General features: G+C 44.3%; 32 protein-coding genes. 19 read left to right on the top strand and 13 right to left on the bottom strand.

What is annotated here, in order from left to right:
* Positions 1-7: 7 nt before the first annotated feature.
* From QFZ80_RS26760 to QFZ80_RS26745, 4 genes are all read right to left on the bottom strand, one after another.
* On the bottom strand, positions 8-1,309 hold the full coding sequence (locus tag QFZ80_RS26760) for a DUF2515 family protein (protein ID WP_307552998.1): 1,302 nt from the start codon (positions 1,307-1,309) through the stop codon (positions 8-10).
* Positions 1,310-1,915: 606 nt separating this feature from the next.
* On the bottom strand, positions 1,916-2,284 hold the full coding sequence (locus tag QFZ80_RS26755; protein WP_307553000.1) for a hypothetical protein: 369 nt from the start codon (positions 2,282-2,284) through the stop codon (positions 1,916-1,918).
* Between the two features lie 118 nt (positions 2,285-2,402).
* Positions 2,403-2,594, bottom strand: coding sequence for a type II toxin-antitoxin system antitoxin (locus QFZ80_RS26750; RefSeq protein ID WP_171692761.1), 192 nt, complete (start codon positions 2,592-2,594; stop codon positions 2,403-2,405).
* Between the two features lie 13 nt (positions 2,595-2,607).
* On the bottom strand, positions 2,608-3,447 hold the full coding sequence (locus tag QFZ80_RS26745; protein WP_307553002.1) for an SPFH domain-containing protein: 840 nt from the start codon (positions 3,445-3,447) through the stop codon (positions 2,608-2,610).
* A gap of 163 nt (positions 3,448-3,610) precedes the next feature.
* On the opposite strand from QFZ80_RS26745, the gene QFZ80_RS26740 reads away from it, so the two are divergent.
* Positions 3,611-3,955 carry a thioredoxin family protein gene (locus QFZ80_RS26740; RefSeq protein WP_307553004.1) on the top strand — a complete coding sequence of 115 codons (345 nt, stop codon included), beginning with the start codon at positions 3,611-3,613 and terminating at the stop codon, positions 3,953-3,955.
* Positions 3,956-4,037: 82 nt separating this feature from the next.
* Here QFZ80_RS26740 and QFZ80_RS26735 read toward each other — a convergent pair whose 3' ends face one another.
* Positions 4,038-4,559, bottom strand: a complete 522-nt coding sequence (locus QFZ80_RS26735) for a general stress protein (protein WP_307553005.1) — start codon at positions 4,557-4,559, stop codon at positions 4,038-4,040.
* 244 nt (positions 4,560-4,803) lie between these two features.
* Between QFZ80_RS26735 and QFZ80_RS26730 the strand changes: the two genes are divergently transcribed.
* The 5 genes from QFZ80_RS26730 (at position 4,804) to QFZ80_RS26710 (ending at position 10,101) form a co-directional block, all read left to right on the top strand.
* The gene (locus tag QFZ80_RS26730) at positions 4,804-5,703 is read left to right on the top strand and encodes a COX15/CtaA family protein (protein ID WP_307561909.1); all 900 of its coding nucleotides are present in this window, start codon (positions 4,804-4,806) and stop codon (positions 5,701-5,703) included.
* 134 nt (positions 5,704-5,837) lie between these two features.
* The gene (locus QFZ80_RS26725; RefSeq protein WP_307561907.1) at positions 5,838-7,601 is read left to right on the top strand and encodes a UbiD family decarboxylase; all 1,764 of its coding nucleotides are present in this window, start codon (positions 5,838-5,840) and stop codon (positions 7,599-7,601) included.
* A complete protein-coding gene (locus QFZ80_RS26720) occupies positions 7,598-8,554 on the top strand; it encodes a DMT family transporter (RefSeq protein WP_307561904.1) in 957 nt (318 codons plus the stop codon). Before QFZ80_RS26725 ends, QFZ80_RS26720 begins: the two co-directional genes overlap by 4 nt.
* 37 nt (positions 8,555-8,591) lie before the next feature.
* Positions 8,592-9,302, top strand: a complete 711-nt coding sequence (locus QFZ80_RS26715) for a Cthe_2314 family HEPN domain-containing protein (RefSeq protein WP_307561902.1) — start codon at positions 8,592-8,594, stop codon at positions 9,300-9,302.
* Positions 9,303-9,309: 7 nt separating this feature from the next.
* Positions 9,310-10,101, top strand: a complete 792-nt coding sequence (locus QFZ80_RS26710) for an SDR family oxidoreductase (RefSeq protein ID WP_307553013.1) — start codon at positions 9,310-9,312, stop codon at positions 10,099-10,101.
* Between the two features lie 65 nt (positions 10,102-10,166).
* Here QFZ80_RS26710 and QFZ80_RS26705 read toward each other — a convergent pair whose 3' ends face one another.
* Complete coding sequence (locus tag QFZ80_RS26705; RefSeq protein WP_056829608.1) at positions 10,167-10,412, bottom strand: NifU family protein; 246 nt, start codon at positions 10,410-10,412, stop codon at positions 10,167-10,169.
* Between the two features lie 95 nt (positions 10,413-10,507).
* Here QFZ80_RS26705 and QFZ80_RS26700 point away from each other — a divergent pair, with 95 nt between their 5' ends.
* Positions 10,508-10,762, top strand: coding sequence for a YuzB family protein (locus QFZ80_RS26700; protein WP_047681593.1), 255 nt, complete (start codon positions 10,508-10,510; stop codon positions 10,760-10,762).
* 2 nt (positions 10,763-10,764) lie between these two features.
* Here the strand turns inward: QFZ80_RS26700 and QFZ80_RS26695 are convergent, their stop codons facing one another.
* Positions 10,765-11,829: an NAD(P)/FAD-dependent oxidoreductase gene (locus QFZ80_RS26695; protein ID WP_307561900.1), complete on the bottom strand. Its 1,065-nt coding sequence runs from the start codon at positions 11,827-11,829 to the stop codon at positions 10,765-10,767.
* A gap of 44 nt (positions 11,830-11,873) precedes the next feature.
* Positions 11,874-12,974 (bottom strand): aminofutalosine synthase MqnE, encoded by a 1,101-nt coding sequence (gene mqnE / locus QFZ80_RS26690; protein WP_307561898.1) that lies wholly within the window; start codon positions 12,972-12,974, stop codon positions 11,874-11,876.
* 383 nt (positions 12,975-13,357) lie between these two features.
* Between mqnE and QFZ80_RS26685 the strand changes: the two genes are divergently transcribed.
* The 4 genes from QFZ80_RS26685 to QFZ80_RS26670 all read left to right on the top strand — a co-directional run bounded on the left by QFZ80_RS26685 (position 13,358) and on the right by QFZ80_RS26670 (position 15,314).
* Entirely contained in the window at positions 13,358-13,549 is a 192-nt protein-coding gene (locus QFZ80_RS26685; RefSeq protein WP_307553018.1) for an aspartyl-phosphate phosphatase Spo0E family protein, read from the top strand.
* 132 nt (positions 13,550-13,681) lie between these two features.
* Positions 13,682-14,053, top strand: coding sequence for an iron-sulfur cluster insertion protein ErpA (gene erpA, locus QFZ80_RS26680; protein ID WP_307553020.1), 372 nt, complete (start codon positions 13,682-13,684; stop codon positions 14,051-14,053).
* Positions 14,054-14,207: 154 nt separating this feature from the next.
* Positions 14,208-14,486, top strand: coding sequence for a hypothetical protein (locus tag QFZ80_RS26675; RefSeq protein ID WP_307553021.1), 279 nt, complete (start codon positions 14,208-14,210; stop codon positions 14,484-14,486).
* Between the two features lie 147 nt (positions 14,487-14,633).
* Positions 14,634-15,314: a glycoside hydrolase family 73 protein gene (locus QFZ80_RS26670; protein WP_307553023.1), complete on the top strand. Its 681-nt coding sequence runs from the start codon at positions 14,634-14,636 to the stop codon at positions 15,312-15,314.
* A 47-nt stretch (positions 15,315-15,361) separates the two neighbouring features.
* Here the strand turns inward: QFZ80_RS26670 and QFZ80_RS26665 are convergent, their stop codons facing one another.
* The gene (locus tag QFZ80_RS26665; protein WP_029194774.1) at positions 15,362-15,523 is read right to left on the bottom strand and encodes a hypothetical protein; all 162 of its coding nucleotides are present in this window, start codon (positions 15,521-15,523) and stop codon (positions 15,362-15,364) included.
* Between the two features lie 331 nt (positions 15,524-15,854).
* Here QFZ80_RS26665 and sda point away from each other — a divergent pair, with 331 nt between their 5' ends.
* Entirely contained in the window at positions 15,855-16,019 is a 165-nt protein-coding gene (sda, locus tag QFZ80_RS26660) for a sporulation histidine kinase inhibitor Sda (protein WP_373460170.1), read from the top strand.
* Between the two features lie 299 nt (positions 16,020-16,318).
* On the opposite strand, the gene QFZ80_RS26655 is transcribed toward sda, so the two are convergent.
* Positions 16,319-17,320, bottom strand: coding sequence for an NAD(P)/FAD-dependent oxidoreductase (locus QFZ80_RS26655; RefSeq protein WP_307553025.1), 1,002 nt, complete (start codon positions 17,318-17,320; stop codon positions 16,319-16,321).
* A gap of 410 nt (positions 17,321-17,730) precedes the next feature.
* Between QFZ80_RS26655 and QFZ80_RS26650 the strand changes: the two genes are divergently transcribed.
* Complete coding sequence (locus QFZ80_RS26650) at positions 17,731-18,921, top strand: NAD(P)/FAD-dependent oxidoreductase (RefSeq protein ID WP_307553026.1); 1,191 nt, start codon at positions 17,731-17,733, stop codon at positions 18,919-18,921.
* A gap of 27 nt (positions 18,922-18,948) precedes the next feature.
* A complete protein-coding gene (locus QFZ80_RS26645; RefSeq protein WP_307553028.1) occupies positions 18,949-19,230 on the top strand; it encodes a hypothetical protein in 282 nt (93 codons plus the stop codon).
* 162 nt (positions 19,231-19,392) lie between these two features.
* Here the strand turns inward: QFZ80_RS26645 and hemQ are convergent, their stop codons facing one another.
* Positions 19,393-20,139, bottom strand: a complete 747-nt coding sequence (gene hemQ / locus QFZ80_RS26640; protein WP_029194770.1) for a hydrogen peroxide-dependent heme synthase — start codon at positions 20,137-20,139, stop codon at positions 19,393-19,395.
* Positions 20,140-20,331: 192 nt separating this feature from the next.
* Here hemQ and QFZ80_RS26635 point away from each other — a divergent pair, with 192 nt between their 5' ends.
* Together QFZ80_RS26635 and QFZ80_RS26630 are read left to right on the top strand one after the other, a co-directional pair.
* Positions 20,332-20,616, top strand: coding sequence for a YuiB family protein (locus tag QFZ80_RS26635; RefSeq protein ID WP_307561894.1), 285 nt, complete (start codon positions 20,332-20,334; stop codon positions 20,614-20,616).
* Positions 20,617-20,691: 75 nt separating this feature from the next.
* A complete protein-coding gene (locus QFZ80_RS26630; RefSeq protein WP_307553032.1) occupies positions 20,692-21,567 on the top strand; it encodes an alpha/beta fold hydrolase in 876 nt (291 codons plus the stop codon).
* Positions 21,568-21,632: 65 nt separating this feature from the next.
* Here the strand turns inward: QFZ80_RS26630 and QFZ80_RS26625 are convergent, their stop codons facing one another.
* Positions 21,633-22,667, bottom strand: coding sequence for a zinc-binding alcohol dehydrogenase family protein (locus tag QFZ80_RS26625; protein ID WP_307561892.1), 1,035 nt, complete (start codon positions 22,665-22,667; stop codon positions 21,633-21,635).
* A gap of 128 nt (positions 22,668-22,795) precedes the next feature.
* Here QFZ80_RS26625 and QFZ80_RS26620 point away from each other — a divergent pair, with 128 nt between their 5' ends.
* The 3 genes from QFZ80_RS26620 (at position 22,796) to dnaI (ending at position 25,847) form a co-directional block, all read left to right on the top strand.
* On the top strand, positions 22,796-23,152 hold the full coding sequence (locus QFZ80_RS26620; RefSeq protein WP_307561890.1) for a winged helix-turn-helix transcriptional regulator: 357 nt from the start codon (positions 22,796-22,798) through the stop codon (positions 23,150-23,152).
* 171 nt (positions 23,153-23,323) lie between these two features.
* Positions 23,324-24,844, top strand: coding sequence for a replication initiation and membrane attachment family protein (locus tag QFZ80_RS26615; RefSeq protein ID WP_307561888.1), 1,521 nt, complete (start codon positions 23,324-23,326; stop codon positions 24,842-24,844).
* A 52-nt stretch (positions 24,845-24,896) separates the two neighbouring features.
* Entirely contained in the window at positions 24,897-25,847 is a 951-nt protein-coding gene (gene dnaI, locus QFZ80_RS26610; RefSeq protein WP_307553037.1) for a primosomal protein DnaI, read from the top strand.
* A gap of 142 nt (positions 25,848-25,989) precedes the next feature.
* Here dnaI and QFZ80_RS26605 read toward each other — a convergent pair whose 3' ends face one another.
* On the bottom strand, positions 25,990-26,133 hold the full coding sequence (locus QFZ80_RS26605; RefSeq protein WP_082562634.1) for a YqzM family protein: 144 nt from the start codon (positions 26,131-26,133) through the stop codon (positions 25,990-25,992).
* Positions 26,134-26,302 lie beyond the last annotated feature (169 nt).

The following is a 26,302-nucleotide window of genomic DNA, read 5'->3' as shown; positions in this document are numbered from 1 at the left end:
AGCGGAGTCACCGAATCACTTTCTTAATCGCTTGGGCAGCTACAATGCCTAACTCAATCTTGCTTAAACCAAAGTACACTTCTTTCGTTAAATCATAAGGAATCGGTACAGGAATGGAGCGCATATGCACCAGTGGCTCCTTCACATTCGTAAACCAGTCACCGGGCTCTACGGGTGCCATGCTCCTGTCAGGCCATACCGATGTAAGCTTAGGACTATAAAACGGTTGTGTACCTTTCTTAAGGGTGCTGCCATTCAGCCTCTCCTGATATTTCACTTCGGGAGGGGTTTTTCTTATTTGGGCAAACAAGTGAGGCCAGTAATCGGAACGTGATCCAGTATGGGGAGTTGTGGCTGCAAATTTAAGTACTCCTTGAAGTACCTCCGGTGCTCCGAAAAGTATCGCATACAAGCTTTTTCCGAATTCGATGCGTTCTGTTAAGCTAGCGAAATTCTCAAGTATAAGTCCAGCCAGATGAGGCTGAGGTGCTTGCGTTTCGATGGAAGTGGGAAAGAAGGGAAACCCGATTTGATTCAATTGCAGCCATGCTTGTGTTTTGAACAAAGGTGTATTCAATACGTTTTGTTGAATCTGTTTATTTTTTACGATGCGTTTTTCGATGTAGTTTTGCTCATTAACAATAAGTGCAATGGTTAGCGCGGCCGATTCTTGATACGTCCAAAAGTCGCTCCAAACAGGGACCATCCAGGATGAGATGTCCATATGCGGCAGGAGATGAAACAAACTCATCTTTCGTCTCTTGCTTTCGCCATAGAGAAGTAGTTGAGGATAAGCATCTTGAAAAATAAGACCGTTCGCTCGTTCCAGAAAAGCAAATAAATGCTGGGCTAGTTCATTGCTTATCAAATGTGGCAAAAGCTCCCCGCGAAGATCGGTCATGCACCAGCCCCCGTTGCGTGAAACCATATGGGCAAGAAGTGCCCAGTGAAGCTCCGGATTATCTTGATAACAAGACCAATACGCGTTAGTTCGTGTCACATTATTTCGGTTTTCCCGCTGGGTTCGTTCCTTGATTCGATGCACAATCGCCCATTCATCTGTGGAGAGAGGAGAACTTACGACACCGCTTTGCAGCAGATCTAATTGATGTTTTAAGCCCTTTTCCAGCCGTCCTTTGAATGCTGTCGTGACAGGAATTTCCTCCAAAGGGCCAACTATTTTAGCAGAGGAATGCAAAAGCACCGATGCTTGCTGTTTGAACAGCTGTGCGACAGCGTTCGGGAGTCCTCTCATTTTGCTGAGAACACCCCTAACATTCTTATCTTTTGGTTTGACTACTCCTCCCAATACCATTTACCTCCCCGACCTTCACTGAATCCTTGCCTCTAGTGTTTGCTTATTCACTTACAGGTATGTGGGAAAGCGGCCAATTATGGCTAGGGCTCCCATCATATTATTATCTAGTGGGATTAGGGGAATTACGCCGTGAACATCGTTCTTTCGTGAGCTCTCTCAAGGATGAGTTTATCAGTATGACAGATGTGCACGTAAAAGAGCAGATGATGAAAAATCCAGAAGTATTGTTGCATACTTAAGACAGGGAAATTGATTTTCCAAGGGGAATCGAGCGCAAAGTTTAGGGGGAGTGTGCAACTTACCTTATTTAAGATAGTTAGTTACTGATTTATGCAGGCTAAGTGAGATTGTGGATATATGCATAATCATTCAGTAAATGACTATGTTTTCCTTGCGTTTTGTTTCCTTGTTCTTGTTGTATTTATTACAACATTCGGGTGGAAAAAGAGGATTAGCTTGCCTAATGTTGTACAAAATACAACCTTACACAGATAAGCAAACATAATTTTATGCTTTACGTTTTCCGTTGCAACTTACTTTGCATCAACCTTTACAAACGCTCTAACCCAAGGACGGCGTAAGCCGTTTATTTTGTCGTTACAACGATTCCGGTTTGCTGTTGATATTCTGGTATTCCGGTAAATCCCCCAGATTCATAGCTTCAATATGCTTCTTGGTTTCAGTCGTCCCCAATTGGTACACAAGAAAATAAATATCCTTAAGCCGCTCATCATAAGCGCGGTTTTTCATGTCCTGGTCTTTTTCCGGGAACGCCTCATACGGTGTACTTGCCCGTTTCACCAATTGTTTATCTACCAGATTGATTTCTCGGAATTGTTCAACGAGCGGGAGCAGCTCAGCCTCATCGGCATGGATCTCAAACTCATAATGGTCTCGAATGACCCCCTCACTAGCTGGCACGACTTCTTGCCTTCCAACGCTAACCCAGTATGTTGTTCTTGGCATGCTGTATCACTCCTCCTTATCTCATCTTTATTTCTATATACCCTGAATCCGATGGCTAGAAACTTTAATAAATAGAAAATAACCTTGCGAAGGTTAATCGCAAGGTCATTAATAGAAATTACTCATCCGTCTTTTCCGAATTGGTTTGCTCTGTTCCGGGTTTAATTACACGTCCGGTTCGATGGAGCGCTTCACGCAGCAAATACTCAATATGACCGTTAACACTGCGAAATTCATCCTCCGCCCAACGCTCCAAAGCCTCGTACAGCTTAGGATCAAGTCGGAGCGGGAAATTTTTCTTAGGAGCCATAGCCCTGGTCCCGTTAGTACAACGAACCGGTATTAATGACCGGGCTCGCTGAGCGGTCCGATACAATCGCAACAAGCAAATTGTTAATCATGGCCGCTTTTCTTTCCTCGTCTAGATGCAAGCCCTCGGACTCCAACCGAGCGATAGCCATCTGAACCATCCCCACAGCGCCCTCGACAATAATTTGACGAGCGGACAGAATAGCAGAAGCCTGCTGCCGTTGAAGCATGGCACTAGCAATTTCAGTCGAATAAGCGAGGTGGGTCAAGCGGGACTCGATGACCTCTACACCTGCTACAGATAGACGCTGCTGCAGTTCTAGACTAAGCTCAGCGGCAACTTCATCTGCATTGCCTCTAAGTGAGTAGCCTTCGCTTTCAAACCGGTCATAGGGATACTTGCTGGCGACATGACGCAGTGCCGTTTCACTTTGAATTTCGACGAACTTTTCGTAGCTGTCCACATCAAAAAGGGCCTTGTAGGTATCGACTACTTTAAACACGATAACGGCCGCGATCTCGATAGGATTTCCTTCAATATCGTTTACTTTCAGCTTCACACTGTTAAAATTGCGCACCCGCAATGAAATTTTCTTTCTGCTAGAAAAAGGGACAATTAACCATAGGCCGCTCTTTCGAATTGTACCTAAGTAGCTGCCGAAGAAAGTGACGACAGAAGCCTCATTCGGATTAACTGCAGTGATCGTCGAGACGAATATCAGCCCCAGTATAATTAAAATGATACCCGGAATAATTCGTTCCTGTGTTAGAAGGAGAACGCCAACCCCACCGCCGATAATAAATAATAATAAACCAAGAAAACCGTTTAACGACCACGCATTCGTTTCTTTCATTTATAGCACCCCTTCAAAGAATATCTATTTGATATTCATATGATATCACTTCTTACTTTTATTGTAAATGTATATCAGGCGCAACACTGCCTATTATTTAATCTTGACACAAATGTTAGGGCATGCTATAAGTTAATAAATTCTAAGCAGCGAGGTGCTCGTCATGATTAAAGTATCCAATGAACAAGCTTTTCAGGAACAAATCTCGCAGTCCACGTTGACCATTGCTGTATTCAAAGCAAGTTGGTGCAAAGACTGCCACTATATCGAACCCTTCATGCCAGCAGTGGAACAAGCTTATGCTGGGCGTATCACGTTCATCGAGTTAGACCGCGACGAAGTACCTGATCTATGTGAGCAATTGAACATCCTTGGTATACCAAGCTTTATTGCTTTCCGTGGAGGCCAAGAGCTGGTTCGTTTCGTCAGTAAACTACGCAAAACACGCGAAGAAATTGAAGAGTTCCTAAACCGCGCTATCGAAGTGTCCGATGCACTAAAGTCGTAAGCACAAAAAAATCTCTCTTTGGTAAAATGGTCAAACTTGACCCCATTTACTCAAAAGAGAGATTTTTTATAAACAAATATATTTATGAGCGATAGCCATACTCAGGACTATAGGTATTAGCATTCAACGATTGGTTCTTGCTAAATGTTTCATAAGCCTTATGATCGCGGGTCGAATCTGATTCGACAAGGACCAGGATTTTACCATCCTTAACGTAATTGTCATAATCTTTGGCCTCGTTCTCGGGTATACCTAAGCCGATCAAACTACCTACAAGCCCGCCTGCACCTGCACCAATGGCTGCGCCGGTTAAAGTCGCGACAATGGGGCCAGCGGCTATGATGGGGCCAACGCCTGGAATGGCAAGTGCACCAATACCCAGCAGTAGTCCTGTAACACCACCCAGTACACCGCCAGCAGCAGCACCGGTTGCTAGTCCTTCTTCTGCTTTGGATTCTGTTTCATCCTCGATTTGACTTAAACCCTCGTTATTCCTGCCGATAACTGAGATATCATCTGCTCTGTAGCCTTCTGCTTTGAGTTGGTTAATCACGCGAATGGCTTCTTCTTCCGAATTGAATACTCCAATAATGTGCTTACCCATAGATAAAACCTCCTGCGATCGATTTTGTTGAACAGCAATAATTTGGTGCTCATCTTTTATTTACCCTTGTCCCAAAAAATGAAACATTGAATGACTTATGAACTTCAGGACAGCCTTCGGTGTGGTTTCGGAGCTTTGTAACAATTGCGAATGGATTTGCCTACTTATTAAAGCTATAATTGAAAGCGGAACAACATCATTCGACATGATTAACAGAAGTCACGACATAAAAGTAGGTGCAATCATGCAAAAATTGATTCAAAGATTAGCGAATCTTTCGGCCATTGGCATGTTTCTTATTCTTGCAATGGGTGCCTTAGTTACGAAGGCTGACGCAGGTAGAGGCTGCGGAGATGAGTGGCCGCTGTGTCATGGGAAATTCATCCCGGCACATACGATTTCATCGCTTATTGAGTACAGCCATCGATTAGTTGTCGGCATTGTGACGTTAATCCTGGTTGCTACATTCATCCTCGTATTTCGTTATGTGAAACGTAAAGATGCCAAATTTTTCATCTCTGCTACGGTATTTATGACGCTAATTCAAGCAGCTATGGGTGCTATGGCTGTCGTATGGCCCCAATCTTCACTCGTTTTGGCCTTACATTTCGGATTATCCCTACTGGCCTTTGCTTTTTCTTTGCTATTAGCCATTGTATTTACGCCATGGGGGCAATTCCAACGTGATACGGCCATTCGCAGCAGTTTTAAAGCCCTTGTATGGATAACGACGATTTACAGCTATGTGGTTGTTTATCTGGGGGCATTTGTCCGTCACACCGTTTCATCAGGTGGATGTTCGGGATGGCCTTTATGTAATAGGGAAGTAGTCCCTGAACTAAGCGGGGCAACGGGTATTGTCTTTACCCACCGTGTAGCGGCATTACTGCTTTTTATATGTATTTTATTTCTTTATTTGCAAGCCAAACGCTATTATCATGGCTCAGACAAGCTGAGGTTTGGCAGCAAATGGGCGCTAATTTTAGTGTTTCTTCAAGTGATTAGCGGTGCCGTTGTGACCTGGTCAATGGGGAATGAAGTCGCCTATTTATTTACTGGCATGATTCATGCGGTTATTGTTTCTTGCATGTTTGGATTCTTATGTTATCTATGCGTACTTACGCTATACGACCGCAAAGCTTAATACCTGACGGACGAGCTCCTTGGAAGCACGGCAGGGCTACCTTTGCGGTAGAGGAGGCCTTCTGATGCGGAAGGCTATTTCCTTTTTACTCACAAATACGCATTTACAATCTCACAGTTAAAGGTGGAACATACATGGTACCAACGAATTTACGAGCTTTTCTTGACATTTTACGCCGCGAAAATCAACTGATTGAAATCTCCGCTCCAGTAGACCCAAATTTAGAACTCGCCGAGATTCATCGCAGAGTCATCGACGAGCAGGGCCTAGCTTTGCTGTTCACAAATGTCAAAGGAAGTTCATTCCCGGTCGTCTCGAATTTGTTCGGGACAACAAGACGCGTTGATCTTGCTTTCGGTCCCAAACCGGAACAATTCATGAAAGCGGTTATTAACGCTACAAGTACGTTAATGCCCCCAACGCCGCAAGCGCTCTGGGGTGAACGGGCCCTCATTATGGACCTGCTGAAGGTTGGAACGAAGAAAGTACAGCAGAACCAAGCGCCGATTCTTGGCGGCTTGAAGCAGGACAACCCACTCGCAGGACTGCCTGTCCTGACGAGCTGGCAAGAAGACGGCGGTCCGTTCGTCACACTGCCGCTCGTCTACACCGAGCATCCGGACGGAGGTCATCATAACCTCGGCATGTACCGCATGCAGGTTTATGATGACTTCACTACCGGGATGCACTGGCAAATACATAAAGGCGGCGGCTTCCACTACCACGAAGCCGAGAAACGTAACAAGCCGCTGCCCGTTACCGTGTTTCTGGGCGGCCCGCCTGCGCTCATCGCCTCTGCGATTGCGCCAGTGCCCGAGCACCTGCCCGAGCTGATGCTCGCTTCGCTTATCCTCGGGCAGAAGCTCCCCATGGTGGAGAACCCTCATGGGGGGCACCGCCTCGTGGCCGAGGCGGAGTTCGCGATATGCGGAAGCGTTCCGCCGCATACGAGACGTCCCGAAGGGCCATTCGGCGACCACTTCGGGTATTACTCACTCATCCATGATTTCCCGGTTTTCAACGTGAATCATGTATGGCACCGCAAAGACGCGATCTATCCGGCGACGATCGTGGGTAAACCGCGCCAAGAGGATTACTTCCTTGGCGAATTCTTGCAAAGATTGCTCGAGCCCGCGTTTCCGATGGCGATGCCGGGGGTTAAAGACCTCTGGACGTATGCAGAGACCGGGTTCCACCCGCTCGCAGCTGCCGTCGTCCGTGAAAGCTATAGCCGTGAGGCGCTTGGCACGGCATTCCGCATTCTAGGTGAGGGTCAGCTGTCACTCACCAAGTTCTTGATCGTCACGGATAAGCCGACGGTCCTAGCCAACTTCACAGAGCTGCTTGAAACTGTGCTGGAGCGTTTTGATCCGGGTCGTGACCTATTCATCTTCAACAAAACATCGCATGATACGCTTGATTATACAGGTGGCCAGCTTAATCACGGCAGCAAAGCAGTCCTTCTCGGTACAGGCGACCCTGTACGCGAGCTGCCAAGAGCCTACACCGCCGGAGAGCTGCCTGAGATCCATGACATTGCCGTTTACTGTGGCGGATGTCTGCTCGTCTCAGGAGCGTCTTACGCGGCGGAACCGGAGCTGCCACAGCGTCTGCTGGCGAATGCAGCCAGCCGCTTAACGGAGTGGCCGTTAGTCATCTTAGTGGATGACGCCAGCGGCATCGCGAACGACCAAACCAAGTTCTTATGGACCGTGTTCACCCGTTTCAATCCGGCAAGTGATATGTACGCGCAGTCCAGTGTTAACCGTCATCACATCGCTTATGAGGTTCCGATTGTGATTGATGCTCGTATGAAACCGGGATACCCAGATGAGCTGTTTCCGCGGGAAGATATCGTGGAACTCGTGGATCGCCGCTGGAAGGAATATTTCGCATGAATGCGGATCGGCTCCGTTTCTTTTATCCACATGCCGGGTTTGTTCTGGTGTATATCCTTTGGGGCATTAATTTAGCCTCTCTAAAAATTGGGGGAAGAGAATGGGATTCCCTTGTTTTTAACGGGTTACGCTTCGCGAGTATGATTCCGATGCTGTGGGTCTATACTTACTTTTATTATCGATCGCGTTCGCTGAAGATGCAGATTGCAGGTAAAGATCTCCTTCTTATATGTGGGTTAGGCATTCTCAATGCTATTGGCATGGAAGCCCTTCTGCAGTATGCCTTGCAGTTTTCTAACTCCGCGAATGGCGCTGTACTAGGGCGCGGCTTCATGCCCGTCATAACGGTTCTGTTCGCTGTAATAGCCGGTCAAGTAAGGCTCACATGGCGTATCCTTATAGGAATTCCATTAGCTTTATGTAGTGTAATCATCATTGTCTCAGGTGGGGTTGATGGATTCCATCTTGGAGGAGAGACGTTTAGAGGAGATATCCTATTAGTAATGCGAAGTTTTATGGGAGCCATTTATCTCATCGGTATGAATCGACTTGTATTGCGCTATCCGCTGCCGCTGCTGATCTCGCTCGAAATGACAGCAGGGGCGCTTTCGTTATTGCCCTTCGTACTCTTGCGTGCGGACGCCGCCTATTATGCGGCTATCTCTTCGACAGGATGGATCAGCTTAATTTATACCTCCTTGTTGGCTACTGCCCTAGGATTTTCTTTACACAACTGGAGCTTAGCTAAGCTAGGGCCGTTCAAATCCTCTGCTTATGGGTACTTACTTCCTGTAACAGCAGCTATTGCAGGCTACATCTTTTTGCATGAGTCAATTTCTCTGTATCAATGTTTAGGTGGTGTTGGTGTTTTGGCAGCTATGTATTTGGTACAGCGGGATCGTTCACAGAAGGCGAAACAGACCCTGCTAAGCGAACAAACAGCAAAGCTATAACCGAACAAATTTGCTAGGATGAAAAAGGGGTGTGCCCGTGCTGCGAGTATTGTTCAATGAACCGAAACGAATCGATAGCGGACTTCTTCTAGACGCCGGCAACGCGGTGAGAACGTATATTGAGCTGTTGGAATCTAAGGAGCATAGCCACCTAGCATCAGAGTATCCCAAGTACCATAGACGGGCGATCTGGAGCAAGGGGTTTATCGATGCTTTGGATGAGCTGGAACAGAGCAAATATTGCTGTGAGCGTTACGCTGAGCATATCAGTAAGGCATTCTTGGAGGAAATGAATCCGCAAGAGATCGAGGAATATCATCGATTTGTTTATTTTTATAAAAATGCCTTCATTCGCTTGTTTTCGATTTTGGACAAATTGGGCACGTTTATGAATGATCTATTTGAGCTGAAAACAGAGACGCTTAAGTCTCGTTTCTCTTACTTTACCGTACTGCGCCGCATGCATGAAAAACATATTCACGGTTCACTGGAGCTCCAGCTTTATAATCTCAAAATGGATTATAAATCGACATTAGATCGACTGCGCAATCAGCGCAATATGGAGATTCATTATATTAATGCTGAAATGCTGGATGATCTTATGCAAAAAGAACCGATTCCAGGAGAACGAATTCATGTTGAAAATGTGAAATCAAATGTAGCCGATCTTCAGCAGGGATTTGAAATGGTTTGCCGAACCTTAACAATAGCTTTCTCTTATATTACGGCAAGTATTGCAAAGGGGTAAGAGGACCATGGAATTAAGAGGCCGAACGGTTCTTATTACAGGCAGCGCCAAGGGCTTGGGCAAAATGACCGCGATCACCCTAGCACAGCGCGGTTGCCAGGTAGCTGTCAATTATGTTAATAGTGAAAAAGAAGCCGCTGAGCTCGTCCTTCAATTGGAAGATCTGGGGGTTCGCAGCGTGGCCGTTCAAGGCGATGTCGCCAAACGAGAAGATATTATACGTATGGTGGATCAAACAACATCTACACTCGGTCCGATTGATATTCTCGTGAATAATGCTGGACCTTTCTTCAGAGAGCGGCGCTTTTTCGCTGATTATAACATTGATGAGATTGAATATCTGATGCGCGGCAATTTGCTCGGTGTTATGGAGCTCGATCATTTGGTTCTGCCTATGATGAGAGAGAGACGCTGGGGACGAATTATCCACTTTGGATTCGGCAAGGCGGCTGAAGCTAGGGGTTGGACCCATCGCGCCGTATACGCCGCGGCTAAGGTAGGCTTAGTTTCCTTCACGAAGACATTGGCTGAAGAAGAAGCGAGTCATGGGATCACAGTCAATATGATATGCCCTGGCGATATTCGAGGTAAGAACAAAGAACGGACGATGCAAGAAGCGCGTCTGGAGATTGATGGGGAAACACCGGTAGGGAGACCCGGGACTGGCGAAGATGTAGCTAGAGTCATTGATTTCCTATGTTTACCTGCATCTGATTTCATAACTGGAAATATCATGGATATTTCTGGGGGTCTAGATCCGATCCAACCATTACCGGTGCTTAATCAGCGGAAAAACTAGTCCTTATCATATATGCAAAAAGAGCTTACCATAGAGGTAAGCTCTTTCTTATGATATAGTCGTAATTAGAATACCTGTACGACTTCTGTTATGCCTTCTACCTCTTCAACCAATGCGCGTTCAATACCAGCTTTCAACGTGATTGTTGAGCTTGGGCAACTGCCGCAGGCACCCATAAGTTTCAGCTTCACGATACCGTCTTCTACATCAACGAGATCTACGTCACCGCCATCGCGTTGTAGAAAAGGACGGAGTTTATCTAAAACCTCAAGGACTTCATCATAAATTACTTCTTTTGTTTTTTCAGTCATTTGATTCATCTCCTTTCTTCTATTATTATATTACAATAATGTTTAAATGAAAATGGTTTTCAACTTGAATATCAACATAAGGTGGAATTTATATAATGAGACCAATCATTGAGTTTTGTGCCAGTAATATGCACCATGGAACCGATAAAGTCATGAAAGCTTTGGAACAAAACCCTGACTTCGACGTCATGGAATACGGCTGTCTAGGCAATTGCGGGCAGTGCTACATGGAACCTTATGCGCTTGTGAATGGCGAAATCATTGCAGCTGAAAGTGCCGATGCTCTTCACGAGCGCATTTTAGACCGTATAAAAGAAATTGAAGCGATGTACGAACTTCTCGGAGATTGATCTTACCCGAAGTGACGCTTGGACTTCCACAGTACACCGCTTTTGAGAATACGAGCGATTTTACCCGTCATTAACGTACGTTTACCCATGATGCCGAAGCCGGCCTTTTTACCAAGTGAACCCAGCGTACCTCGGAGTTTAATTTTACCAAGTCGAGGCGTATCACCTTTCCAAATCGTCAGCATGGCTTCGGCAATCTGCTTGCCTTGCGCTTGCGCCGCTTGCGCACTTGGAGAGAACGGCAGGGAAGCGCAGTCGCCTACGACGAACACTTCTTGGTAATCTGGAATTTGATGATACTCGTTAAGCAGGATCCGGCCTTGGTGGTCTTTGGGCACATTCAAAGCCTCTACGATTGGATTGGGCTGTATGCCTGCTGTCCAGATCGTAGCATCGGTTTTAATAATTTCATCCTGGTTATACAAATCTCCACCATCTAGTCGGACTAACGTTACCTTCGGACGGAGCTCAATATGATGTTCCGTCATCCATTCCCGGACGTACTGCTGCAGATTGCTTGGGAAAGCCGAAAGTAAGCTTGGACCTCGATCAATTAATCGAATGTTCAAATCAGCCCGGCTTTCACGAAGCTCCGCTGCCATCTCAACACCGCTTAGACCTCCTCCAATAATGGAGACTTGTCCGTATGGCGCAATATCGTTAATACGCTGGTAAGTGGCACGTGTTTGGCAAAGAGTCTGGATGCTGGAAGAGTACTCTTTAGCACCGACTATTCCGTGATAACTATCCACACAGCCCAGACCGATAACTAACCAGTCATACGATAGCGGTTCTTGGTCTGCAAAAAGAATTTGCTTGTTGTTCAAATCGACGCTAGAAACCTCCCCGAATGTTAGAAGCAACCGAGGGTCATTCGGATAGGCAACACGAATATGTGTTTCAGCAATCGTACCTGAAGCCAGTGCATAATATTCTGTTTTTAATCCTTGAAAAGGGCTTCGGTCAATCAGTACTAGTAATGTATCTTCTGGTAAATCCTTCTCCAGCATGTTTAAGGCTATGGTCAAACCGCCATAACCTCCTCCGAGAATCACAAACTTTTTCATTCCATCCAATATCCCTTCTGAACAATATCTCTTCTCTAGTATGACTAATATACTCTGATTTCATTATAAAAGGTGTCACGTTCAACAGGAACGCGTCCTGCGCCTTTAATGAGATAAACAAGCTCATCACGTGTAAGGCCTTCTGGTGACAATGCACCAGCAGCATGGGAAATCTTCTCTTTCACGATCGTACCATGTGCGTCCGAAGCACCGAAAGTGAAGGATAGCTGGGTCAATTTCGTACCAATGTTGATGAAATAAGCCTTAATATGTGGGAAATTATCCAGCATCAAACGGCTAATCGCAATGGTTTTCAATTCATCCCAAGCTGCTACTCGATGTTTGAGTCCTGCGTTTTTGCTTGCTGGTTGAATGGAATTAGGAATGAATACTAAGAAGCCGCCTGTTTCATCTTGAAGCTCACGAAGCAGCAACATATGACGAATGCGTTCCTCTTTGGTTTCAATGGAGCCATACAGCATCGTTGCATGAGTTTTCATTCCGAGCATATGAGCGTTACGATGTACGTCAATCCATTCCTCCGAGGACGCTTTTTCTACTTTCATTTTAGTCCGGTAGCGCTCAGTCAGAATTTCGGCTCCTCCGCCTGGAAGAGTGGATAAACCTGCATCCATTAGCGTTTTGAGGACATCCCGGAAGCTGAGACCACTGATACGCGAGAAAAATTCAATTTCAGCCGCTGTATGTGCTTTAATCGTAACGTCAGGGTAAGCTTGCTTCAGTTGGCGGATACAGTCCACGTAATATTCAAAAGGCAAATGCGGGTTATGCCCTTGGCTAATATGGAATTCTTTAATTTCGGGAGTAAAATGTTCAGCGACATAATCTAACATTTGACTAGGTGTAAGTGTGTATGAGCCTTCTTCACCTTCGTCGCGGCGGAAATGACAAAAAGCACAATGCTCCTCGCACACATTCGTAAAATACAAACTCATATTTTGGACAAAATAAACCTTGTTTCCGTTCATTCGCGTATTTACTTTGTTTGCTAATTGACCGATGGTTAGCAAATCGTCTGATTCATACAAAAATAGCCCATCTTCCATAGATAGACGTTGACCGTTCTCAACTTTGTCAGCAATTTCGGCCATCCGTTTGACCGGGTCTGTAGTCACAACACTCATTATTATTCCTCCTCTGAATAGTAAATAAAGTCCATACTGAATCGACGCATTCAGCTTGATAAGGACCAAATGCGTTAGGCGGTGTGAGACGCTCGCGTACCTGTTCATCCAGTTCGGTTCAGGCATTCACACCCTTAATAATATAGGGGTCTTTGAGCGTAGCTCAAAGTTTCTCCCCTTTGTTTCTTCTATACGTGCAATCCATCCATCCCATTATAAACCTACGTGTTGGGAGGGGCAATATCATTTAGATGGAGATAAATTGACAATATACAAATATGACATGTTTATTCCTATTATATTAGGAAATGTTATTCCCAATATTAACAAATTCCTGTATACTATTGCAATGTGATTACGTAGGGCAAAAGGTGATTATATCCGTGATACCAGTATTCGTGACCGAACCACAGGAACGATTAAATATAGAAATAGAACAGCTTCGAGGCCAAATGGTTTCCTTAGGTACCGCATACGGCTTCCTTCATCCTGAAGTGCAGCAATGCAGTCGAGAGCTCGATCAATTGCTGTTGCAATATTACGCGATACGACGTAACCGTAAAGTTTATGGCTGAAATGGCTATGAATGACTGCGCAGCTGCCCTTGAGCAATGCGCCGGATAGGAGTATACTTGATAGTAAGCATTACGAAAACTTAGAATAATGCCAGTTTTCCATAAGGAGAACTTTAGGGAGGGATTTCCGTTATGATTAACATTAGTGAATCAGCGTCTGATAAGATTAAAGAGCTTCTATCTTCTGAAGAATCACCGAACCTGTTCTTGCGTCTAGGTGTCAAGGCTGGAGGCTGCAGCGGTTTCTCTTACGGCATGGGCTTCGATGATGAGCAGAAAGACGACGATAAAGTATTCACCATTCATGGCCTCAAGGTCGTTGTGGACGAAGATAGCTCCAAATATTTATACGGTGTTGAAATTGACTACACGGACGCAGGCATGGGCGGCGGGTTCTCCATCAACAACCCAAATGCCGTAGCATCGTGTGGTTGTGGCTCTTCCTTCAAAGTGAAGGATGAAGAAGGCGCACCTGAGAAGTGTGACGATAAAGTCGAGGCTTAATGAATAATTAGAACCAGTCCTTCCAAGGTGTGTATGTTTAAATACACTGACTTGGGAGGTTTTTTTATTTTCATCTTAGTAAGGACAAACCATCAAGTGATACAATATATAAAAAGGAAAACCTGCAGTTGGTGAGAGGAGTTGAATCCTATACGTGAATTGGAATTTTAATGTTTCAATCATCTCTGCCATTGTTGTTGTTTTCGTATTAATACTGTTTTACAGAAATAGGGAAGAGGACGAAGGATATTTAGGGTTAAAATTAGTTGGATACTACATTTTAGGTACATTCAATTTAAAGGTTGGTATTTTAATTCCTATTGGATTTATTATTTGGCTGCTTTTGTTTCACCCGAAGACGAACCGAACGATAAAGCGATATTCGGCTATATTTGGATTACTTATGATGTTGATTGGTCATTGGATTCAGTAGCTCCCCGAGTGCAGGATAGTCGCACTTGTGGGAGCCTTTTTTACATTATTTTTAAAAAATAAAAAATAGCCGAACCCTTTTAAGCATGGAAAGAATAGAATAGATTGAAAGGTTTAGTTTACTAGAGATATAAGAGGAGGTGTATCGATGGCAATTAGACAGGAATTTATTGAGATGATTGCACCTATTGCAGTAAAGCTTCGATTAGAGAACTCACCGATCTATCCTTCCGTGAGAATCGCGCAAGCCATTCAGGAGACTGGGGGCAATTTGAACGCGTGGAACAATCTAGTCGGATATAAGGTTGGTAATGGGGTGTTGACGCCTTATTGGCAGGGAGATCGCGTTTCCGCAACGACATGGGAAGTCATTGGAGGTATACGTTATGATAACGTACCAGGAGATTTTCGCGCATATCCTACTCTTGAGGCAGGATTTCGTGATCAGGATTTACTTTTTGGATCCCCTCGTTATGCTAGTGTCAGAATGGCAAGAAGTCCTGGTGAGCAAGTGAAAGCATTACAAAGCAGTGGATATGCAACGGATCCCTCTTATGCTAGTAAACTGAATACGATTATTCAAACCTATGCTTTAACTCACTTTGATGAGGAGGTCATTCGTATGTTAGAGAAACTGCAGGAACAAATCGTAGTCTTACAAAATAGAGTTAGTTCCCTAGAGGAGCAAGCGGCAATGGAGGTCGTACCGCAATGGGCCAAAGCTGCTGTAGAAGCTGCGGTAAAAGCCTCATTAATCGATACTCCGGAGAAAGGAAGCTATGATTTCTATCGATTATTAACGGTTCTTCATCGCAAAGGGATCATCTAATGGCATGGAAGAAAAAAGGCCGCGAGTGTATTCAGGGTTACTAATCCCTAATACACCATGCGGCCTTTAATTTTAACATTATCACCATACTTGGCTTTCATGAGCTTACTTTGCTCTAGCATAAATGCGTAAATTTCTTTCAAACGGTTCTTACGAGGTTTAATCGTTTCTTTAATTTCGCCATTTAGTACAATATCGTAGACGATCATATCTTTCACTCCTTTATTTTTGTCTTTCTATTATCATTGTAGGCTATGAATATTAAATGACGATTAAAATTTCTTTTCAATTGTGTGAACAAGCTTAAGGATTTGTTAAGTGTAAGTAAAATATTTCTGATATTTCGATCAATTTTTTTTATCGGCAGAGTGACAGATTAGCGTGTGCATAACTTTATACACAGTATCCCCTATTAATACAGTACGTTTCTGGGACATATTAACAATCTACCCACAGGATATGCACAGGTATCTGTGGATAACGGAACGCTTGTTCTAATTTTGCCCCCATGATAATATAATTACAAATTATAGAATAAAGGTGATTTCAGTGAGACAAATTAGTGACGAAACATTGATCGACTCTTATTACAAAGCATTGGATTTGAGATTGGAATCAGATTTTGTTGACCTATTGCTCGCAGAAATACAGAGACGTAATTTAAAACTTCACGTCTATATCAAGGATGAAACCCCGTTAAACTAGAGCGTTTTTTTATAAAGTTATTTGGATGGTAAAATTCTGGTGGCAGTCGGTACAGTTTACCAGATGAAGGCATTGATTAAGTGGCCCATCTGACATGGCGATATCATCAATCTCTCGATAAGGGGAGTAGGGGCCAAGATAGTCACTCCATTTCCCGCAATCATTCATCTGTTTTGAACAAACAGGACACTCAATATTCAGCTCTTGTAGGCCGTTGCAAACCGGACATATATATGACAAAGGGGTATTCCTCCTAATCCGTAGATTAGGTTTAGAATACCCCATTTTATTTAAGAAGATTAAAATTTTAAGTTACTGCTGTGTCCTGGTGAAAGCTTGGCATTAGGGTCGATATAGACTTTAGCGTTATTAATCGCAGTAGGTGCTTCACCAAAGCCAACAGCAATTAGTTTTAATTTCCCTGGATAAGTTGTGATATCCCCGGCAGCGAAGATGCCTGGAATGTTTGTTTCCATTCTGGAGTCAACAACGATTGAGCCGTTTTCAATCTCAAGTCCCCACTCGGAGATCGGACCAAGGGAAGAAACGAAACCGAAGTTGATGATAACAGCGTCGACTTCATGTACGGTTTCTTCGCCCGATTTGATATTTTTAAGTGTTACTTGCTCAATGCGGTCACTACCGTGAAGTTTGGTGATTTCCGTAGGAGTAACAATGTTTACTTTGGAGTTCATCAGGTTTTCTACACTGTGCTCATGTGCACGGAATTTATCTCTACGGTGGATAAGTGTGACTTTCTCCGCGATAGGCTCAAGCATTAAGGCCCAGTCAACAGCTGAATCACCGCCACCGCTGATTAACACTTTTTGGCCAGCGAATGCATTCAAATCGTTAACGAAGTAATGCAAGTTTTTCTTCTCGAATTGCGCGGCTTCCGGTAACTCAAGACGACGCGGCTCGAATGCGCCAACCCCACCTGAAATAATAACAGCGCGGCTATAGTGTGTGCCTTTGTCAGTTGTTATTTCGAAGAGACGCTCTTCTTTTTTGATCACTTGGTGTACTTTCTCTTCCAAGCAAGTGTTGATCTGAAAGTGTTTCATTTGAGCTAACAAGTTGTCCACTAATTCTTGTGCCGTTACTTTTGGGAAGCCAGCTACATCGTAAATATATTTCTCCGGATATAAAGCTGCAAGCTGACCACCAAGCTGCGGCATACTTTCGATAATTTTTACAGATGCTTGGCGCATACCCGCATAGAAAGATGCGAACATTCCAGCAGGGCCTCCACCAATTACAATGATATCTACGATATCTTGATTTGTTTCTCTCTCGTTCATTCTTAGACTCCTCCGATTCAATTCTTTTGGTGTGGTAATTATTTGGTATTGCCATAATCATTATCTCATTATAAACGTCTCTTCTATTGAAGGAAACAGGAAAGTGCGATTTCTTTATATAAATCGCTTATATATATGATAAATAATGCTTACACAGGATGGTCAGGCTAGACGGGCCTTTAAGCCTTATTTTAAAGCAAAATAGCACTTGATATTTACTTATGAAAATTATATTATATCATGAGAATCGGTTTACGCATGTTGTGACTAATTTCATCCTGTTTCATCATAATTCGCTGCTGCTGAGTGCAAACTAGAAGCAGTATACTACTTTTGGAGCCGTTTGTGTAATTTTTCACAAGATAGAGAAACCATAGAACTATAAATACGGATATGGAAGTGAGAGAGAAATGAGTAGAATACCAAGAATCGTTATTTTAGGAGCAGGCTATGGCGGGATCCTATCCGCAATTCGTTTGCAAAAAGAATTAAATTACAACGAAGCTGATGTAACACTTGTAAACAAACATGACTACCATTACATTACTACCCATCTTCACATGCCTGCTGCAGGGACAGATAATCCTGAAAATGCACGTGTGAACATTTTGAAATTGATTGATGAATTTAAAGTTGATTTCGTGAAATCGACTGTTACACAAATCCGTCCGCATGAGAAAAAGGTTATTCTCGAAGATGGTACGCTTTCCTACGACTACCTGGTTATTGGTCTTGGTGGCGAAGCTGAAACTTTCGGTATTCCAGGGCTTAAAGAAAACGCATTGAACATTCGCAGTATCAACAGCGTTCGTTTCATTCGTGAACATATTGAGTATCAATTCGCGAAGTACAAGCGTGAGCCGGATCGCAAAGATTACCTGACATTTGTTATCGGTGGAGCAGGATTTACTGGAATCGAGTTCATTGGTGAGCTTGCTGACCGTATTCCACAGCTTTGCAAAGAATTCGACGTGGATCCTTCCCTAGTGAAGATTTATAATATTGAAGCAGCTCCAACGGCACTGCCAGGATTCGATCCTGAGCTTGTTGAGTATGCGATGAAAGTTTTGACTGACAAAGGCATTACTTTCAAAATCGGAACAGCAATTAAAGAATGTACACCTGAAGGTGTTTTGATCGCTGGCGATGAGTTCATCAAAGCAGCAACAGTTGTTTGGACAGGCGGTATCCGCGGTAACCATATGCTTGATGAAGCCGGCTTCGAAACGATGCGCGGCAGAATTAAAGTTGATGAGCACCTGCATGCGCCTGGTTTCGATAACATCTATGTTGTTGGTGACTGTTCCATCGTGATGAACGATGAAGGCAGACCATACCCTCCAACAGCTCAAATCGCTATGCAGCAAGGTGAAGCTGTTGCACACAACCTGATTGCTTCCATTCGCGGTTCGCAAATGAAAACTTTCAAATTCTCCAACAAAGGTACAGTTGCTTCCTTAGGTAAAGGTCAAGCCATCGGTATCGTTGGTTCCCGTAAGCTTAAAGGTAACGTTGCAGCCATGATGAAAAAAGTGGTTGATATGAGATACCTCTACATTATCGGCGGTATTCCACTTGTTATACGTAAAGGACGTTTCTAATCATCATTAGTTAACGGGGGGATCGCCATGCGGCACTGCAGTGTCCAAGTAAGAGGACTTCTTACCCGGGATGAACTGGATCGTTACAATGCCTTGATCGAGGTCGGTCACTTCTTAGAGACTGAGAAACGTTATGATCATGTAGCTGTTGTGCAAAAGGAAATTGATATCCTCATTCTTCCTGCTATTGAACGTTTGAAGGAAAAAGGTCGTCAGCGTGACCGTGATACGGAAGTGTATCTAGCTCGCAAAGCGCAGATGGAAGCTGAATTAGAAGCTGCCCTGCGTGACGATGATGATGAGGAATAATTCATAGAAAAGAAAGCTTCGCTCTTCATTGAGCGAGCTTTCTTTTTTGCTTTATTCATCTGCAATAGCTGTTTACCCTCTTCCAAAAATGTGTACAATGTTGATTGTACAGTGATGCAAAAAGAGTGAAGGACACGGAGTCCTTCACTCTTGAGTTATCTCTTAAATTTGAATTAATTTAGCAAATTTATCAGGTGTCAGCAAGTTGCCGACGTAGAAGTCGCCGAACTCACCGAAACGTGCGCTCACTTCGTCGAAACGCATTTCATAAACGAGCTTTTTGAAATGAAGAGGATCATCGGAGAACAGGGTTACGCCCCACTCCCAATCATCCAGTCCTACGGAGCCTGTAATGATTTGTTTGACTTTACCTGCGTATGTGCGTCCAATCATGCCGTGGCTGCGCATCATCGTTTTGCGATCTTCCGCAGGGAGCATGTACCAGTTGTCATTGCCATCGCGACGCTTATTCATCGGATAGAAGCAGATGTGCTTCGATTTAGGCAGGATAGGCTTCAAGCGGGCTTGAATTTCCGGATCTTCCGAAGGATCCACGCCTGGCTTAGCTAGATAACTGCTTAATTCTACAATGGATACGTAGGAATAGACCGGGATTGTAAATGCGGCGAAGCTTGATTTATTAAACGTATTTTCCAGTTCATTCAATTCTTCCAGCGTTTCGCGCATTTGCATGAATACAAAGTCGGCTTTCTGACCAACGATGCTATAAACGGCAGTACTGCCTAGTTTATCGTTTTCGAATTGCTGCCACTGAGACAGAAATGTATTCAGCTCGTCCGTTGCGTGCTTACGCTCCTGAGGGGTTGCGGCATGCCATGCGTTCCAATCGATCAGACGGAAATCATGGAGCGCATACCAGCCTTCCAGCGTTTGTACGGCTTCACTCATTGGTTTTCCTCCATTCAAGGGCTAATATCCCCTACATTGTATCCAATTCATGGGGAAAGGGCAAATGAACAAAGGGTGAAGAGGGAAATGTTCAATTTGTGTACACTTTACCTGTGCCAATTCGTCGATTACAATTAGTAAGGAAGTCAGATAGATGAACGGGCTTCTTACATTGTTAAGGGGGAACATACATTGTTACAAATGATCATTGCCACTGTCTTAATGATAGTGTTATTTTTTGGGATCGGGTTTATTTTGAATATGCTAATGAAAACAACATGGTTTCCACTTTATGCTTTTATTGCTTTGATTATCGGTGTTGTTATTTATGGTTCAATTGGAGAGGCGTCTTTTCTCTCCAGCGGAGAGAACTTCACAATAGTTGATATTATTCCTGCTATCGGTGGTTTGGTTGGCGCTATTTTAAGTGGATCGGCCATTAAAGCGCTGCGGATTAGAGGCTTCAAAATGTTTTAAGGTTCTCATAAAAAAAGACAGAACTGGTCACCCTAAGGTTGAGTTGCCTAAATTGACCTTACGGAGGAAACTATTTTGCCTTTCGCCCACGTGAACGGAACGAAATTGAATTATGAGATTACGGGGACTGGCACCCCAATCGTCTTTTTTCATCCACCTTTATTAACCTCGCAGAATTTTGCTTATCAAAGAGAACAGCTGTCGGGTCAATTCCAAGTCATTACCTTTGATTTCAGGGGGCACGGAGCCAGCAAGTCGTCAGAACGTCCATTTAGCTATGCTCTTATTGTTGAGGATTTAAGGCAGCTGCTGGATTACCTAGGTATCGAAAAAGTATTCCTGTGCGGTTATTCAACAGGTGGCGCGTTAGTGCTGGAAGCGCTGCTTACGTACCCTAAACGTTTCCTTGGGGGAATCGTGGTTAGTGGGATGTCTGAATTAACGGATATTTATAACAAAAGCAGGCTGTGGCTCGCTTCGTGGATGGCGGGTTCAGGGCCACTCATGAAGTTACTGAAAAAAGCAATTACTTTTGGAAATGCGGATAATGAAAACACCTATCATAGTCTATATGAGAGCTCATTAAGCGATGCTGCGAATGATGTAAAATCCTATTACGAGCAATCCCTTACGTATACATGTACACGCCGTCTCAGAAGTATCCAGCATCCTATCCTATTGATTTATGGTCAGAAGGACCACACCTTTCATCGGTATGCGAACTTACTTCATGCAGAGCTGCCGCATAGCTCACTCTATTTCATTAAGGATGCTAAACATCAAATTCCGACTAAGAACCCTTCTCGGATGAATGACCTGATTCGCCTGTGGGTAGACAGCCTGGAAGATATTCAGACACAGCGTGTACTTTTGGACTTAGCGATTGCAAAGAAGCTGAATCCAGACATGTATGGCGAGGATATCCAGGAAAGTCAAGCGCCACTCCATTAAACCAGCTGATAGATGGAAGAGCCTGTTGAGAAAACTCAACAGGCTCTATTTTTTCTACATAAGAATTAAAAATGTTCCAAAACAATTTTCCCAACGGTGTTGCCTGCCTCAATTATAGCGTGGGCCTTCCGCAAATTTGTTGCATCGATGGGTTCCAACTTTACAGCCAAAGTGGTACGGATGATGCCAGAATCGATTAATTGTGCTACTTCATTCAGCAGTTTATGTTGTTCGACCATATCGGCCGTTTGGAACATCGAGCGGGTGAACATTAATTCCCATACAAACGTTACGCTTTTATTCTTAAGCAAAGTCAAATTGAGTGGCTGGTCCGTCTCAACGATGGAGCAAATTTTGCCTTGCGGCGCAATCGCTTCGGCCATGTTCTGCCAGTGCTGCTCCGTACTGTTTAAACACAGGATATAGTCAGCATTCTGTAAGCCGATAGCGTTCAATTGAGGAACGAAAGAACTGTAGTGGTTGATGATATGATCTGCTCCCATTGATTTCACCCAATCGATCGATGCGGGACGAGAAGCCGTACCGATTACCGTAAGGCCGGCATACTTCGCTAGTTGTGTTGCAATGGATCCTACACCTCCAGCAGCACCTATGATCAAAATAACCTTACCTGCGTTCCTATCTTTATTTTGGGACACACCTAGACGGTCAAAAAGTGCCTCCCAAGCTGTGATGGTTGTTAACGGGAGTGCTGCCGATTGAGCGAAATCAAGCGTTGAAGGTTTTGTTCCGACGATACGTTCATCGACAAGATGAAACTCGCTGTTTCCGCCTGGTCGCGTAATGCTGCCTGCATAATACACCTCATCGCCTGGTTGAAATAATGTGCATTCCGGTCCTGTTTGTTCCACTACTCCCGCGACGTCCCATCCCAGAATTCTTGGTGATACTTCAGTCTTATCTTTCGGTGCCCTAACCTTGGTGTCGACTGGATTTACTGAAATAGCCTTAACTTTGACAAGTAGATCTTTACCTACAGGAACCGGTTTTTCAATTTCCACATCAATCAAGCTTTCTGAATGTGCAATATTTAAATACTTATAAAGACCTACCGCTTTCATTGTTTCTTTTGTAGACATAATTCCATCTCCTCATTTATAGTAAATGTTTCTATGTTGTTAGTTTATTCGATCCGTCATAAAATAGTAAGTACGCACAATCGTGTTATGTAGTATCAATTTGTATACTATTAAGGAGTTGAATCGTATTGCGTGATCGTAAAAGCGAGTACGGCAACCTTCATAATGATGAAGGCTGCCCGGTTGAATATACATTGGATGTTATCGGGGGCAAATGGAAAGGTGTTCTGTTATATCACCTGATTGGAGGGACTAAAAGATTTAATGAATTCAGAAAAATCTGTCCATCCATTACGCAGAGAATGCTGACTCTACAACTAAGGGAACTCGAAGAGGACGGCATTGTCCACCGCGAGGTGTATCATCAAGTGCCTCCAAAGGTCGAATATTCGTTGACAGAATTCGGACAAACATTGGTCCCTATTATTTTACTTATGAAAGATTGGGGCAATGCTTACAAAAAGAAGTCGGAGTGCCGCGTCTAACGGCTAAGTTGTCAGAATTTTACCGTCCGAAAGGTTGGTTTTTTCATATTAGGTAATATTATCTTTCTCTCGTAGATACCAAGCGTGTCGATTTTTGTGGTAGACTAATAGAGAGAAACCGATAAGCTTTCATAGCTGCAATCGGTTGAGGCAGGATGGTGCTGTAACGGAATGAGAATGACGAATATGCTGCATTTCACCGAGAACCACAGGTTTTGTGTGAACCGTGAGTTTTCTTTGAGCAGTCTGGATTATAAAATGTTAGCTATTATGTATCAGCCTATGATCGGCGGATTGGCTATTAGTCTCTATCAAGCACTTTATCTGCAGATGAGTGCAGAAAAAGTCGGATATTCGCCTCTAGAACAACAGCGAAAGCTGTTTCTGCTGCTCGAGCTTGAGCAGGGGGAGCGAGGGCGTAAATATCTAATTGAGCAATCTTCGAAGCTAGAAGCCATAGGGCTCCTGCAGACAACTCGCAAGTTTCTACCAGGTGAAGAAGACTATGTCTTCGTATACACCTTGTTCCCTCCGCTTGGGCCCAATGAGTTTTTCCGCAATCAGCATTTGACGCTGCTGCTCCGTGATAAGGTCGGGAAGTTCATGCTCCTGTCCCTTCGGGAAGAGCTGCTCTCGCCGGAGCCGGAAGAGTGCCGCGACGCGAGTGAAGAGAACCTGTCTGTTCCGTTCTATGATCTATTCCGCCTCAATACCCAGGTGGTTGATTACGAACTGGAGCAAGCCCTGTATGAGGCCTCAGCCAGTAAACAGGGAGACGCTCGCATGGACGTGACAACCAAAGGCTTCCAGTATGCGGATATCATTATGAGGTTTCCGCGAGGAGCGAGTAATCGCGTTTACGTTGAAGCTCTCAAGCATAAACCGGATCAGATGGCTGCGATTAATATTGTGGCGAAGAAGTACAACCTATCACTTCAGGAAACATGCCGTTTGCTGGATGAGGATGGCGCATTCACCGAAGAGGGCGAGCTGCAGATGGATCTTATGCAGTATAATGCGAATCTGTTCTACAGACAGAGCAAGAAGCGGGATGAGGAACGAGAGCGCACGTTGTCCAGGTCAGAAGAGAAGTCGCAAAGCGATACAAATGAGGATATGCTAGATACGTCTGGAGACAAGTCAGTTGAAATGGCTTATTACCTAGAAGTGCCGCAGCAGCTGCGCGGCGAATGTACAGATCATCAATACAATTACATTATGCGAAATGAGCCGTACACGGCAGTTCTGAAAATGTTCTTTACTCAGGGCTCCATTCCGGACGGTGTACTTAATATATTTGAGAAGATTGATTTGAATTATAGATTGAAAGAGGAAGTCATTAATGTCTTGATCCATTTCCTACATATCGACCGCCGCTCGTGGGCCAAGTCTTCGATTGAAGCGGTCGCATCGGATATGCTGGGCAAGCAAATTGTTACTTACGAACAAGCGGTGGAATATGTGCGTGAGAAAATCAGCTACAAACAGAAGGCAGCCTCCAAGGTGGAGGCCGCTAAAGCTGGCGGTGGCTCTGTAACTAGAGGCCGGCAAGGCAAAACACAGAAGCCTCACATTCCGATCGTTGTGCCGGATGCCGGCACAGCGGCTGCTTCGAGGCTGACAGATGAAGAGCTGGAAGCCGCGAGAAGGATGGCGAAGAAGCTGGACGAGCGCTTTAATCGGAAGAGCTGAGGTAGCGGTAAGGTGACAACGTACAAGAGAATTATAAGGAGGTGCAGGAAGCATGGATTCCCTGTCTCACTTACTCAAATCAATGCCGCAATCCGAATGGAGACGAAAGGCAGAAGCGAAAATTAAAGTCGTCATGGATGACGCCTTAGTTCACAAATTTCGCCAAAAGTATCCATTTGTCGATGACTATACCATTAAGATTAATATGAACAAGCTGTATCAATATGTGACAGAGTTCAAAAACTGTTCGAACTGCCCAGGTTTAGAAAACTGTCCAAATGATATGACAGGGCATTATACAATGTTAACAGCCGACTCCGTCAATGAAAAGTCGTTTGTTCATGAGGAAAAGGTAGCTTGCAAGAAGTTCAACGCGAAGCAGCTGCAGGATGCCATAAGCAGCCGAATCCGCACCTTTCATGTGGATCCGCGGATGATTTCGCGCAGCTACTCTTTTGAAGACATCCTTGAAACGGATCTGGATCGGGCAAAAGCCGTTATGCAAATTAACGACTATGTCAGCCTGACAATGGAAGAGGGGCTTCAGACAAGAGGACTCTACTTATCCGGATCATTTGGAACGGGGAAGACGTTCCTGATGGGCTATATGTTGCACCAGCTGGCCAAAGTCGGTATGACAGGTGCAATCGTCTATATGCCGGATTTTGCCGAGGACTTGAAGGGGATGTTCCAGGAGCCCTACAAGCTGAAGGAAACGATTGATCTACTGAAGGAAACGGATCTATTAGTTTTCGATGATATTGGCGCGGAGAATTTGAATCCGTGGCTGCGAGATCATGTCATTGGCGCTATCGTGAATCATCGCATGAATCGTATGCCGACCTTTTTCACATCCAATTATGCACTTTCTGATTTGGAGAAGCATTTTAGCTTCACGAATAAAGATGGTGACGAGGAGTACAAGGGACAGCGGATTATGGACCGAATTCGACCTTTTGTCGATGTGGTTGTGGTAACAGGTACGAACAAGCGTGGGAAATAATAAAAAGCTGTGCAGATGAGTTCATCTGCACAGCTTTTTTGACCATCTAATAAAATATAAGTTTTTCCTAATAACAAACGGTATGAAAAACCGCTTCACACGGCGTGCAAAGCGGTTCTCTTCCAGGCCAGCTTGGACATTCCTATTTCATAACTTGAATCACGGTTGCAATGGCTGCAATTAGAAACAAAAAGCCAAAGAAAGCGCCAAAGCCAATGCCTACATCCATGAAATCATTACGCGGTTCTTCGTACACGTGAAGCTCAGGGTGTTTAGGATCGCTCATGTGGTTACCCCCCAACGTCCGACATTCGTATGTTTAAGTTTAGTATACCCAAATTCGTCGAAAGTTGTAAAGCTTATCAAAGTGACAATTGTGCAAACAATAACGGATAGCAGCGGAAAGGTTAAAATAAGACTTGACTCTAACATTAGTGTCATGGTTTACAATGAAA

This window comes from Paenibacillus sp. V4I7, from assembly GCF_030817275.1.
Taxonomy (GTDB): Bacteria; Bacillota; Bacilli; order Paenibacillales; family NBRC-103111; genus Paenibacillus_E.
This window is presented reverse-complemented; position numbering and strand designations above follow the sequence as displayed.

Bases quoted from the DNA above. Each gene is read 5' to 3' on its own strand.
- QFZ80_RS26755 (WP_307553000.1), bottom strand. From the start codon at position 2,284: ATGCCAAGAACAACATACTGGGTTAGCGTTGGAAGGCAAGAAGTCGTG.
- QFZ80_RS26750 (WP_171692761.1), bottom strand. From the start codon at position 2,594: ATGGCTCCTAAGAAAAATTTCCCGCTCCGACTTGATCCTAAGCTGTAC.
- QFZ80_RS26745 (WP_307553002.1), bottom strand. From the start codon at position 3,447: ATGAAAGAAACGAATGCGTGGTCGTTAAACGGTTTTCTTGGTTTATTA.
- QFZ80_RS26740 (WP_307553004.1), top strand. From the start codon at position 3,611: ATGATTAAAGTATCCAATGAACAAGCTTTTCAGGAACAAATCTCGCAG.
- QFZ80_RS26735 (WP_307553005.1), bottom strand. From the start codon at position 4,559: ATGGGTAAGCACATTATTGGAGTATTCAATTCGGAAGAAGAAGCCATT.
- QFZ80_RS26730 (WP_307561909.1), top strand. From the start codon at position 4,804: ATGCAAAAATTGATTCAAAGATTAGCGAATCTTTCGGCCATTGGCATG.
- QFZ80_RS26725 (WP_307561907.1), top strand. From the start codon at position 5,838: ATGGTACCAACGAATTTACGAGCTTTTCTTGACATTTTACGCCGCGAA.
- QFZ80_RS26720 (WP_307561904.1), top strand. From the start codon at position 7,598: ATGAATGCGGATCGGCTCCGTTTCTTTTATCCACATGCCGGGTTTGTT.
- QFZ80_RS26710 (WP_307553013.1), top strand. From the start codon at position 9,310: ATGGAATTAAGAGGCCGAACGGTTCTTATTACAGGCAGCGCCAAGGGC.
- QFZ80_RS26705 (WP_056829608.1), bottom strand. From the start codon at position 10,412: ATGACTGAAAAAACAAAAGAAGTAATTTATGATGAAGTCCTTGAGGTT.
- QFZ80_RS26700 (WP_047681593.1), top strand. From the start codon at position 10,508: ATGAGACCAATCATTGAGTTTTGTGCCAGTAATATGCACCATGGAACC.
- QFZ80_RS26695 (WP_307561900.1), bottom strand. From the start codon at position 11,829: ATGAAAAAGTTTGTGATTCTCGGAGGAGGTTATGGCGGTTTGACCATA.
- mqnE (WP_307561898.1), bottom strand. From the start codon at position 12,974: ATGAGTGTTGTGACTACAGACCCGGTCAAACGGATGGCCGAAATTGCT.
- erpA (WP_307553020.1), top strand. From the start codon at position 13,682: ATGATTAACATTAGTGAATCAGCGTCTGATAAGATTAAAGAGCTTCTA.
- QFZ80_RS26670 (WP_307553023.1), top strand. From the start codon at position 14,634: ATGGCAATTAGACAGGAATTTATTGAGATGATTGCACCTATTGCAGTA.
- QFZ80_RS26665 (WP_029194774.1), bottom strand. From the start codon at position 15,523: ATGATCGTCTACGATATTGTACTAAATGGCGAAATTAAAGAAACGATT.
- QFZ80_RS26655 (WP_307553025.1), bottom strand. From the start codon at position 17,320: ATGAACGAGAGAGAAACAAATCAAGATATCGTAGATATCATTGTAATT.
- QFZ80_RS26650 (WP_307553026.1), top strand. From the start codon at position 17,731: ATGAGTAGAATACCAAGAATCGTTATTTTAGGAGCAGGCTATGGCGGG.
- QFZ80_RS26645 (WP_307553028.1), top strand. From the start codon at position 18,949: ATGCGGCACTGCAGTGTCCAAGTAAGAGGACTTCTTACCCGGGATGAA.
- hemQ (WP_029194770.1), bottom strand. From the start codon at position 20,139: ATGAGTGAAGCCGTACAAACGCTGGAAGGCTGGTATGCGCTCCATGAT.
- QFZ80_RS26625 (WP_307561892.1), bottom strand. From the start codon at position 22,667: ATGTCTACAAAAGAAACAATGAAAGCGGTAGGTCTTTATAAGTATTTA.
- QFZ80_RS26615 (WP_307561888.1), top strand. From the start codon at position 23,324: ATGAGAATGACGAATATGCTGCATTTCACCGAGAACCACAGGTTTTGT.
- dnaI (WP_307553037.1), top strand. From the start codon at position 24,897: ATGGATTCCCTGTCTCACTTACTCAAATCAATGCCGCAATCCGAATGG.
- QFZ80_RS26605 (WP_082562634.1), bottom strand. From the start codon at position 26,133: ATGAGCGATCCTAAACACCCTGAGCTTCACGTGTACGAAGAACCGCGT.